At 44.4% G+C, this 12,132-nt stretch carries 8 protein-coding genes; 3 read left to right on the top strand and 5 right to left on the bottom strand.

Annotated elements, in window-relative coordinates:
• Window positions 1-3: 3 nt before the first annotated feature.
• The 3 genes from BN161_RS17330 (at window position 4) to BN161_RS17320 (ending at window position 6,900) form a co-directional block, all read left to right on the top strand.
• Window positions 4-1,794 (top strand): endo-dextranase, encoded by a 1,791-nt coding sequence (locus tag BN161_RS17330; protein WP_044268674.1) that lies wholly within the window; start codon window positions 4-6, stop codon window positions 1,792-1,794.
• A gap of 363 nt (window positions 1,795-2,157) precedes the next feature.
• A complete protein-coding gene (locus tag BN161_RS17325) occupies window positions 2,158-4,656 on the top strand; it encodes a glycoside hydrolase family 31 protein (RefSeq protein WP_044268672.1) in 2,499 nt (832 codons plus the stop codon).
• 90 nt (window positions 4,657-4,746) lie between these two features.
• Window positions 4,747-6,900, top strand: coding sequence for a glycoside hydrolase family 97 protein (locus BN161_RS17320; protein WP_044268670.1), 2,154 nt, complete (start codon window positions 4,747-4,749; stop codon window positions 6,898-6,900).
• A gap of 93 nt (window positions 6,901-6,993) precedes the next feature.
• Here the strand turns inward: BN161_RS17320 and BN161_RS17315 are convergent, their stop codons facing one another.
• The 5 genes from BN161_RS17315 to BN161_RS17300 all read right to left on the bottom strand — a co-directional run bounded on the left by BN161_RS17315 (window position 6,994) and on the right by BN161_RS17300 (window position 12,130).
• On the bottom strand, window positions 6,994-7,422 hold the full coding sequence (locus tag BN161_RS17315) for a DUF4919 domain-containing protein (RefSeq protein ID WP_262483918.1): 429 nt from the start codon (window positions 7,420-7,422) through the stop codon (window positions 6,994-6,996).
• Window positions 7,400-7,519: a DUF4919 domain-containing protein gene (locus BN161_RS30840; RefSeq protein ID WP_262483919.1), complete on the bottom strand. Its 120-nt coding sequence runs from the start codon at window positions 7,517-7,519 to the stop codon at window positions 7,400-7,402. Before BN161_RS30840 ends, BN161_RS17315 begins: the two co-directional genes overlap by 23 nt.
• 374 nt (window positions 7,520-7,893) lie before the next feature.
• Complete coding sequence (locus BN161_RS17310; RefSeq protein ID WP_044268662.1) at window positions 7,894-8,604, bottom strand: DUF169 domain-containing protein; 711 nt, start codon at window positions 8,602-8,604, stop codon at window positions 7,894-7,896.
• A gap of 324 nt (window positions 8,605-8,928) precedes the next feature.
• Window positions 8,929-10,593, bottom strand: a complete 1,665-nt coding sequence (locus BN161_RS17305) for a long-chain fatty acid--CoA ligase (RefSeq protein WP_044268660.1) — start codon at window positions 10,591-10,593, stop codon at window positions 8,929-8,931.
• Between the two features lie 133 nt (window positions 10,594-10,726).
• Window positions 10,727-12,130, bottom strand: coding sequence for a potassium/proton antiporter (locus tag BN161_RS17300; protein WP_044268657.1), 1,404 nt, complete (start codon window positions 12,128-12,130; stop codon window positions 10,727-10,729).
• Window positions 12,131-12,132: the final 2 nt, after the last annotated feature.

The following is a 12,132-nucleotide window of genomic DNA, read 5'->3' as shown; positions in this document are numbered from 1 at the left end:
ACGATGAAATATATAGTTTATGCAATGGCTGCCACGTTCTTTTTGGCTTCGTGCAGCAAAGACAATGATGAAACCGGCGGTGGTAACGGCGGTGGAGGAGAAACCGGAGGAGTGACTGATGTCACTCCCGTTACCTCCGATTTGACCGTGAACCTGACCACTGACAAGGCTTGTTACAAACCGGGTGAAACCGTTTCCTTCACAGCCGATGCCCTGCCTGCGGGAGCAAAGATACGTTACCGTACTTTGAATAAGGTAATCTCCGAACAGGCAGCCGCAGGCAGTTCCTGGACGTGGACTGCCCCTGCAACGGATTTCACCGGATATCTGGCGGATATCTATCGCACTAAAGAAGACGGTACGGAAGTCATTCTCGGTACTGTTGCCGTCGATGTATCCAGCGACTGGACACGCTTCCCGCGTTATGGCTTTGTCGCCACCTTCGACGCTTCTAAAACGGAAAGTAAAATTCAGGAGGAAATGGCTTTTCTGAACCGTTGCCATATCAATGGTGTGCAGTTTCAGGATTGGCACAACAAGCATCACTGGCCGTTAGGCGGTACGCGTGAACATCTCGATGCGGTATATAAGGACATCGCCAACCGGGATATCTATACACAGTCGGTAAAGGATTATATCCGCATCCAGCACTCGTTTGGAATGAAGGCTATGTTCTATAATCTTTGTTTCGGTGCGCTCGATGATGCAGCCGGTGACGGTGTGAAAGAAGAATGGTACATCTTTAAAGGCACAGGGCATACGGATAAGGATGCGCATACGTTGCCTGACAGTTGGAAGAGCAATATTTATTTGCTCGATCCGGGTAATGCCGAATGGCAGGCATATATCGCCCAACGCAACGATGATGTTTATGCCAATCTTGACTTTGACGGCTATCAGATAGACCAGTTGGGAAACCGCGGTGATCGCTATGATTACAAGGGGAATAAGGTGAATCTGCCTAAGACTTATGTTTCGTTTATTGAGGCTATGAAGGGGAAACATCCTGATAAGAGACTGGTGATGAATGCAGTAAGCAGCTATGGTGCATCCCAGATTGCAGGTACGGGGAAAGTGGATTTCCTGTATAATGAAGTTTGGGGGGATGAAGCTGATTTTACGGATTTATATACGATCCTGAAAGCGAGCCATCAGTACGGAAATCAGGCACTGAAGACGGTGTTTGCGGCTTATATGAATTATGAAAAAGGTTCCGGCGAGTTCAATATGCCGGGAATCTTGCTGACGGATGCGGTGATGTTTGCTCTGGGAGGTTCGCACCTGGAATTGGGAGGCGACCACATGTTGTGCAGTGAATATTTTCCAAATACCCGTTTGCAGATGAGTGATGCCTTGAAGACGGCTGTTGTGCGCTATTATGACTTTATGACTGCTTATCAGAATCTTCTTCGTGATGGCGGGGAGGAGGAGGAGGTAACTTTGGTATGTACGGATGCAAGCAAGAATCTGAATCTGAACACTTGGCCGCCACAGAAATCGGTCATTACTTCTTTTGCCAGAAGGGTGAACGGCAAACAGGTGGTTCATCTGCTGAACTTCCTTAGTGCAAACAGCCTGAGTTGGAGAGACCTGAACGGGACAATGCCCGAACCACGGTTGGTGACTAAAGTGCCCTTGAAGCTGAATGTTGCGGGGAAAGTGAGCAAAGTGTGGGTGGCTACTCCCGACGCACATGCCGGAGCTTCGCAGGAATTAGCTTTTGAACAGAAAGACGGAGCGATAACCTTTACGCTTCCTTCGCTGAAATACTGGAGCATGATTGTAATAGAATAAACGGTTATTGGAGTTGATTCAAAATAAATTGGAAAGAAAAGAGTGATAAGGTGGTAAAGTGGTAAAGTGATAGGGCGATAAAGTAGCTGTGCTATATATAACAGAGATTTGTCAGAATTTATTAATGGCAATGCGGTTTTTTGCAATTTTCTGATTATCAAATTATTAGCCCATACCCTATTCAGTATACGACTGAACCCTATTCTGTATACGACTGAATGGCATTCAGTATACGACTGAATTAGGTTCAGTATACGACTATTTTAGGAACATATATTATTTGTAAATAATATGCACCGTTATCCTGTTTTTTTCAGTTCATAACCGCTACAGAAAAGAACAGATTATAAAAGATATAGAACCATGAGAAAATATATATATTTATTTTTAACACTGTGTTGCCTGTCTCCGCACTTATATGGCGGAAATGTAACGGGAAACTGTACTTCTTATTCGCAGGAAGGGAGAGACGTTACGTTTCATTTAGACGATAATTCGGCTGTGCAGTTGCAACTTTGCAGTCCCTCCGTTGTGCGCGTCTGGTTTTCGCCGGACGGTAAGTTGGAGCGGGGAAATCCTTCCTTTTCGGTGATTAATGAAGAATTGGAAGATGTAGGCACTGTCCGGGTGGACGAACAGAATGCCTGCTATGAGATATTTACGCCTAAATTGCGTATCCGCATCAACAAGGCTCCGTTCAGCTTGCAGATATTCGACAAGTATCAGAAGCTCTTGTTCGGCGACTATGCCGACAAGGGGCATATCAGCGATGGAGAGCGTAAAGTGGAGTATAAGACCCTGCGCCGGGACGAACACTTCTTCGGTCTGGGCGAGAAGACCGGCAAACTGGACCGCCGTGGCGAATCTTATAAGATGTGGAACAGTGATAAACCTTGTTACAGCGTTGTGGAAGACCCCCTGTACAAGAGTATCCCTTTCTTTATGAGCAGTTATCGCTATGGTATATTTCTGGATAACACGTATAAGACAGAATTCAAATTCGGCACTGAAAGCCGTGATTATTACAGCTTTGAAGCTCCTGGTGGGGAGATGATTTACTATTTTATCTTCGGTAAGGATTATAAGGAAATCATGAAACAGTATGTCGTATTGACCGGACAACCCATCATGCCTCCGAAGTGGGCACTGGGCTTTGCACAATGCCGCGGCCTGCTGACTACCGAGAAGCTCTCTTATGAAATAGCCGAAGGGTACCGCGAGCGTGGTATTCCTTGCGATATCATCTATCAGGATATAGGCTGGACTCAATACCTACAGGACTTCAACTGGCGGAAAGAAAACTATCAGAATCCGAGGAAGATGCTTGCCGACCTGAAAGGGATGGGCTTCAAAGTGATTGTTTCGCAAGATCCGGTTATCTCTCAGGCTAATAAAAAGCAATGGGAAGAAGCAGACCGCTTGGGTTATCTGGTGAAAGACTCCACTACAGGTAAGAGCTATGATATGCCCTGGCCGTGGGGTGGCAACTGCGGTGTGGTGGACTTTACCATTCCCGAAGTGGCGGACTGGTGGGGAGCCTATCAGCAGAAACCGATAGATGACGGCATTGCCGGCTTCTGGACGGATATGGGTGAGCCTGCCTGGAGCAATGAGGAACAAACGGAACGTCTTGTAATGAAGCACCACCTGGGTATGCACGATGAAATTCATAACGTGTATGGTCTGACCTGGGACAAGGTGGTAAAGGAACAGTTTGAGAAACGGAATCCGGATCTTCGTGTCTTCCAGATGACACGTGCCGCCTATGCAGGATTACAGCGTTACACCTTCGGCTGGACCGGAGATTGTGGCAATGGAGATGATGTGCTGCAAGGCTGGGGACAGATGGCTAATCAGATCCCGGTACTTTTATCTGCCGGACTGGGTGTGATTCCTTTCGTGGCATGTGACATTTCCGGTTATTGCGGGGATATTGAAGATTATCCCGCTATGGCGGAACTTTATACCCGTTGGGTACAGTTGGGAGCGTTCAATCCTCTGAGCCGTATTCACCATGAAGGAGATGTGGCAGTAGAACCGTGGCTCTTTGGGGAGGAAGCGGAGAAGAACGTTAAAGCTGCCATAGAAATGAAATATCGCTTGCTGCCTTATATTTATACTTATGCCCGCGAAGCGTATGAAACGGGTTTGCCGATTATGCGCCCCATGTTTATGGAATATCCGGCGGATTTGGAAACAGTCTCTACAGATGCACAATTTATGTTTGGTAGCGAACTGCTGGTGGCTCCGGTGGTGAAGAAGGGGGCAACTAATAAGAATGTTTATCTGCCCGAAGGTACCTGGATTGATTATAATGACAAGCGCACGGAATATAGCGGTGAACAGTGGACTACGGCAAATGCTCCGCTGAATACCATTCCTATGTTTGTGCGGAAAGGAAGTATCATCCCTCAGATGCCTGTGATGAATTATACGGATGAGAAAGCGGTTTATCCGATTACATTTGAGGTATTTCCGGCTGTGACGGGCGGTGAAATGTCTTTCTCTCTGTATGAAGATGCAGGAACTGATCTGGGATATCAGCGTGGAGAATTTATGCGTACTCCTGTATCTTGCCGGACAACGGAAAAGGGATATGTGCTCGAAGTCGGGGAAAGGGCGGGAGAGAAGTATGCCCTTCTGGGAGAACGTAACCTGATGTTTTGCATTTATACCGGGCAGATGCCGAAGGAAGCGCTTATTGACGGACAGAAAGTAAGGAAGATGAAAGCGGAAAAACTGAATGAAGGAATGGAGACGGAGTTCAAGGTTATCGCATGGTGTCCGGATAAGAAACAGAATCTTTGTATGTTGAGATTGCCGGATGACGGGGTGAAACACACGATTGAATTTATTTATTAAACCATATTCCGCATGCTGTTATATGCTGATAGAAGTATCTCAATTGTATATAGGCAGCATGTGAAACTTAAATTATTAAAAAGTATAGTTATGAGAAAGTTAATGCTTAGTGCAATTTGTCTTCTTTTTGCCTTAGCGGGGAAAGCAGAAGGAGTGTCGTCTCCTTCGGGCCAGGTGAAGCTGGATTTCGAATTATCAAAGAATGGTGCTCCGACCTATCAGGTGGAGTATAAAGGGAAATCCGTGATTAACCCCAGCACCTTGGGACTGGAATTGAAGAATGCCAATAATCTGTTGGATGGTTTTGAAGTCCTGAAAGCTTCTACCTCTACCTTCGACGAAACCTGGCAACCGGTGTGGGGTGAGACGAAAGATATTCGTAATCACTACAACGAATTGTTGGTTGAATTGAAACAGCCCGCCACGGATCGTTATATGAACCTTCGTTTTCGTGTATATGATGATGGTGTAGGATTCCGTTATGAGTTTCCGCAACAGAAGAATCTGGTTTACTTTGTGATTAAGGACGAACATACCCAGTTTGCTATGACGGGCGATCATACCGCCTGGTGGATTCCCGGTGATTACGATACTCAGGAATATGATTATACGGAATCCAAACTTTCGGAAATTCGCGGTTTGATGCAGGGAGCCATTACTGATAATGCGTCACAAACCCAGTTTTCACTGACAGGTGTACAGACTTCACTCCAGATGAAAACAGCTGACGGAATCTATCTGAATCTCCATGAAGCTGCTTTGGTGGATTATTCGTGCATGCATCTGAATCTGGATGATAAGAACCTTATCTTTGAATCTTGGCTGACACCGGATGCACAGGGTGATAAAGGGTATATGCAGTCACCTTGCCACACTCCGTGGCGTACGGTGATAGTCAGTGATGATGCCCGTGAAATGCTGGCTTCCAATCTGATACTGAATCTGAATGATCCTTGCAAGTATGAGGATACTTCTTGGATTAAGCCTGTGAAGTATGTAGGCGTATGGTGGGAAATGATTGCGGCAGGCAAGCCGTGGGCTTATACATTTGATCTCCCTTCCGTAAAACTGGATGAAACGGATTATACGAAAGTGAAACCGAATGGTATTCACCCCGCCAATACGGAGAATGTAAAGAAGTACATTGATTTTGCTGCGGAGCACGGTTTCGACCAGGTATTGGTAGAAGGCTGGAATACCGGTTGGGAAGACTGGTTCGGCAACAGCAAGGATTATGTTTTCGACTTTCTCACTCCATATCCTGATTTTGACATCAAATACCTGAATGAGTATGCCCACTCCAAAGGTGTCAAACTGATGATGCACCATGAGACATCGGCTTCCGCACGCAACTACGAACGCCACATGGAGGCTGCCTATGACTTGATGAACCAATACGGTTACAATTCCGTGAAAAGCGGCTATGTGGGCAATATCATTCCGCGTGGCGAATATCATTATGGGCAGTGGATGAACAACCATTACCTGTATGCCGTGACCGAAGCTGCCAAGCATAAGATTATGGTGAATGCCCACGAGGCTGTACGGCCTACTGGTTTGTGCCGTACGTATCCGAACCTGATAGGAAATGAATCTGCCCGTGGCACGGAATATGAAGCTTTCGGAGGCAGCAAGCCTTTCCACACGACCATTCTTCCTTTCACCCGTCTGCAAGGCGGACCGATGGATTATACGCCGGGTGTCTTTGAAATGGATATGAATAAACTGAATCCGAATAGTCATGCTCATGTAAACTCTACATTGGCGCGTCAGTTGGCACTCTACGTAACGATGTACAGCCCTCTGCAAATGGCAGCCGATCTGCCCGAGAACTATGAACGCTTTATGGATGCTTTCCAGTTCATTAAAGATGTGGCTCTGGACTGGGATGACAGCCGATACCTGGAAGCAGAACCGGGACGCTATATCACGGCTGCCCGTAAGGCGAAAGGTACGAATGATTGGTTTATAGGTTGTACCAGCAGTGAGCAGGGACATGCTTCTACTCTGAAACTGGATTTTCTGGATGCTGATAAACAGTATATAGCTACTGTTTATGCGGACGCAAAGGATGCTGATTATAAAACGAATCCGCAGGCTTACGTAATCCGTAAAGGGATTGTTTCTCCTAAAACCGTACTGAAATTGAAAGCGGCTCCGGGTGGTGGTTATGCCATCAGTATTATGGAGGTGAAAGATAAGGCGGAATTGAAAGGATTGAAAAAACTGTCCGGTAATATCTGATAAACCGAAATATCTGGTATATAAAAATCCCCTTCCTCAGCTCTCCGATCACCAAGTACAGTGGTTCAGAGTGAAGGAAGGGGATATTGTTTTTTATTTGAATAAATCTTTCATATAGTCCAGCGAGCGGCTGATATCGAAGTAGATTTGAGTGCCCTCATAGTATGGACTGCTTTCAAATTCCATCAGGTCGCATTTGTTTACTAATGATTGTTGCTTCAGACCTTCTACTTTGAAGACATTGTTTAATATCTGATATTCATCATTGACGCTGATGACTTTGAATGCTGTATCTTCGCTTGTGCCATCTTCACTGGATATGATGGCAGAGGAAAGTTTTATGTATTTATCTATATAAGCCTGAACTTCTTCTTCTCTTTGCAGCTCACTCGCCAGATTCACGGCATAAATGAGTAATTTAAGAGATACAGGATTCTTTTTCCGGCATTCTTTTAATAGGGTATATGCTTCTTCCCATTTCTTTTCTTCCATTAGCGTCTCAAGCTCTTTCCAAAGCTCCATACTCCCTTTGTATTTTGAGGTGAAAGAAATGACCGTAGTAGATTAGCGCGTAATCGTTTAAGGATAATAAGCTGTCATTAGCTTCAAAGCGTTCAATCAGCTGTTGGTAATCATCCGACTATTTTTTTACATACTTTTTAATAGTAGCATAGTTTACTTCGATATTCTCTTGCGGGAATACGCATACAGAGAGTAGAAGAAGATTGATGAGTAACAGTGTTTTTTCATGGCATTATTGTTTTAAAGCATTATCACAAAGAAAAACCTTTTGCGAGGATATTCCAAACGTATGGGCATAAAAAAAGGAGTACCGCTGTACTCCAACCTTTGTTAACCTTAAATCTAATACTATGAAAAACACAGTGCAAAGGTACGGATATTCTGCGTATTTCCAAATGATTAGACCAATATAAGTGTTTTTATAACACTAATTAAAAGATAGACATTGTTTCTTTACTTTTTTTCAAGGTTTTATTCGTTGATACGCTCTTTTATCTTTCCCCAGGCGTGTGTATCGAACAGGCAACTTTCGCGCATGGTGTGATACATCTCTTTGAAACGGGACATGGGAATAGTAAAGCTCAACAGATTGGCTTCAAAGTGGGGACGCACGGACGGATCGAAGAAGCCGAGGAAACAGCGCTTACCGTCTTTTTGGTTATCGAGAACAGTGAGGGTTACAACGGAACTGCAACCGGAACCGAAAGGAGTAGCTACGGTATCGAATGCATTCGTATCATAAAAAGCCCATGTGGTAAGCCCTGACAGGATATCAGGCGTAGCAAGGAACAGCAAACCCTCTACATCATCGAAAGAAGTAAGTTTATCTATCCGGGCAAAATGCAGATAGGCCTTTTCCGTACGCGGTACCTGGATTTGCTTTATGAAATCTGTTACCATTTCAGGAGTCTTTTTGTACTTCTCTTTCAGAGATACGAAGTTAGGTACGTGTATAGGCATTTCCGTGAAACCGGTGTAGAATTTTCCGCCGCCACATCCTATGACGTCGCTGTTCAGGCTGATAGTTTTACCTTCCCTTACTTGTTGCAGGTCCTTGAAGAAGCAACCGCCAATTTTTTCTGTTTCGCTTTCCTGTTTATCGGAGTACCAGAAGGCGATGGGAAGTTCTGCGCGTTCACCAAATGCTTCTCGATAATTGGTCATAAAAGTATGTATATCCATGATAACAGAGTTTTGGTTTGGAAGTAAAGATAACAATTGATTGCCGGATTATTGAGGATTTTACTTATTTTTGCATCGAAAACTATAAGTGAAAGGAGAAGATGGCACTTTGTGGCAACTTCCTGCTTCTGATATAAATATTCCGGAAAGTATAGGCATAAAAAAAGGAGTACCGCTGTACTCCAACCTTTGTTAACCTTAAATCTAATACTATGAAAAACACAGTGCAAAGATACGTACTTTCAGGATAACTGCAAATTATCCAAATAAAAAAGTATGTTCTATAACATTAATTAAAAATATAGACTTAATCTTATATCTTTGTTAACCTTTAGCCTCCTGATACATAAACCGTTTAATAGATTTTTTGGCTGTCTTTTCAAATTCCTCAAAATGTATCTTCACCTTTGATATCTGGCAATAAGCCGGTAATTGCTGGTTGAGTTCGTTACGGTTAGTTTCCATCATACGCTCTACATCTGTTTGTTGCAGTCCATTGGCAAATGCATCGTCAAAGTCCGGATAAATCAGTGCTACCAATTTTTCTTTTTGCAACACTATGAGCGACTCGGAAACGTAAGGCATATTATTCAGTTTGCTTTCAATCTCTTCCGGGTAGATGTTTTGTCCGCTGGAAGTGAGCAACATATTCTTGCTGCGCCCGCGCACAGTTACATAACCTTCCGCATCCATTGTGCCTAAATCGCCGGTATGCAGCCAGCCATTTACGTCAATGATTTGTGACGTTGCTTCCTGGTTCTTATAATATCCCAGCATCAGGTTGGTACCTCGACAAATGATTTCTCCCGCCACCTTCTCCGGATCAGACGAATCGATCTTCACTTCCATGCGTGTGGTTGTCTTACCGCATGATGCCAGCTTCAGGGTTTCCCAGCGGCTGGAACAGATGATCGGACCACATTCCGTCATACCGTAAGCGATGGTGTAGGGGAAACCTATCTGTTTGAGGAAGCGCTCGACTTCTGCATTGAACGGGGCTCCACCGATGATAATTTCATCGAAGTTACCGCCGAATATTTCCATTGCTTCTTTGCGTGCAAGAGCTCTGATCTTATCATTGATGATAGGAAGACGAAGCAGTAACTTACCTATTTTATTATCTATACGGGGCAGAATATTCTTCTTGATAATCTTTTCTACAATCAGAGGCACGCATGAGATGACGCGTGGTTTGATTTCAGCGAAAGATTGTGCGATAATTTTAGGAGTCGGCATGCGAGTGAGGAAGTAGAGGTGTGCCCCGGCTGAAAAACCGTAAAGGAAATCATAAGTCATTCCAAACACATGTCCCATAGGAAGCATGGCAACCATATTATCGCCTGGTTTCACCGGAAGCATCTCATGGCAGTAATTCACGTTGGACCAAAGGCTGCGATAGGGAAGCATGACACCTTTGGAATATCCGGTAGTACCGGAAGTATAGTTAATGATGGCAAGTTCTTCCGGTTCATCCTTCCGATAGCAGATGTGTTCGGGACGGAAGTTTTTAGGATAGCGTTGTCCGTAGAGAGTATTGCGGTGCTCGAAAGCTTCCATCAATCGTTTGTCGCGACAGACTACAGGGGTGAATTCAGTCATCAGAATAACGCCCAGCAATTGCGGCATGGCGTCTTCATTCAGGTTTTCCCACACCTGGTCTCCCACAAAAAGCAGTCTGGCTTCTGAGTGGTTGACGATATTATGTATATTATCCGCTTTAAATTCGTGAAGGATAGGTACAATAACAGCTCCATAAGTGATGGTTGCCAGGAAAGTAACTGCCCAGTGTGCACTGTTACGACCGCAGACGGCAATTTTATCACCCGGCTGGATACCGGCACTTTCCAGTACAATATGGAATTTTGCAATCTTGCGAGCTACGTCTTTATATTGGAGAGTAGCACCTTTGTAGTCAGTCAAGGCGTTTAAGTTCCAGTTCCGAATGATGCTTTGTTCAATGTAATCAATGAAGTGTTGTTCTTGTTCCATCTGTTAAATTTGCACACTTTAGTTAAAACTGCGCAAATATAGAGCTAAATGTGATGGCGTGCAAGTTTATATATTTATTCTTTGGTGGGAGGCGAAAGAAAAAGAAAAAATAACCAATTGGGGGGATAATGTGCTAATCATTCTTCTTATCCGAAATCAGCAACAGCTTATCCCCCAAATGTAATTTCAACGATCCGTTCGGTATCAGGAATTCCGTGCCTCGTTTCACAATCATTACGAGTGCTCCATTAGGCAGAGTGATATCCTTCAGGGTATCGCCTTCTTCCAGCATCTCTGTGGTAACGGTCATATCACTGAGATCACTGTCTATTTCCTCGGGCAACTCCACACCGAATTCATTGCCGGTCTTCTCCAACGGGGTAGAAAGTTTCAGCAAGCGGGCGGCTAAGGAAACGGTAGTACCCTGGATAATGAGGGAAACAATCGTGATAAAGAATACGATATTGAAGATCACATCGGCACCCGGTACTTGCGCTACTACCGGATAAGTGGCGAAGATGATAGGCACTGCTCCGCGCAAACCTACCCAGGAAACGAAGAGTCGCGAATGGTTTGTAATCTTCTTGCCGAAAGGCAGCAAGCAGAGGAAGACACTAAGCGGACGACCGATAACAATCATAAATACACCGATAAGCGTTGCTACCAAAGCAATATCGAGTAATTCGTGAGGATTTACCAACAAACCGAGGCAAAGGAACATGATGATTTGGAACAGCCAGGTCAATCCATCCATGAAAGTATAAATCTCTTTTCGATGCATTATCTTGTTGTTGCCTACCATAATACCGGCAATGTAAACGGCGAGGTAACCGTTTCCTTTCAGAAGATCGGTAATGGCAAAAGTGAAAAATACGAATGCAAGCAAAAGAATAGGATAGAGGGCTTGATTATCAATATTAAGTCTGTTCAGCATGAGGATGGCAAGTTTGCCAAGAAGATATCCGGCTGCTGCACCTACTATAAACTGTACAACGAATGAGCCGAAGATACCTGCAATACCCATTCCACCGGATTGTATGAACTGTATCAGTACGATGGTAAGCATGTAAGCCATGGGGTCATTACTACCACTTTCAAGCTCCAGCATAGGACGAAGGTTATGTTTCAGATTCATTTTCTGCGAACGCAAGATGGCAAATACAGAAGCGGAATCGGTAGATGACATGGTAGAAGCAAGTAGTAGGGATGCAGTGATAGGAAGATAAATATTTGACCAACTCATGCCGGAGATCCACCAGATGAAGAATCCTGTAAAGACGGCGGTAAGCAGTACGCCGAATGTGGAGAGGACAATACCCGGAACAAGAATCGGTTTAATTTCGCTGAATTTAGTATCCATACCGCCAGAAAACAAAATAACGCTAAGAGCAACCATACCAATAAATTGTGCTTCTTTAGCGTTATGAAACTGTAGTCCGAAACCATCGCTACCGAAAATCATGCCGACGACAAGGAATAGTAACAGGGCAGGGACTCCGAATCGATAGCCGGTCTTGCCGACAATAATACTAATTATCC

Source organism: Bacteroides timonensis, from assembly GCF_000513195.1.
GTDB lineage: Bacteria > Bacteroidota > Bacteroidia > Bacteroidales > Bacteroidaceae > Bacteroides > Bacteroides timonensis.
Note: the sequence above shows the minus strand (reverse complement) of the source record. Positions and strands in the feature narration are given on the sequence as shown.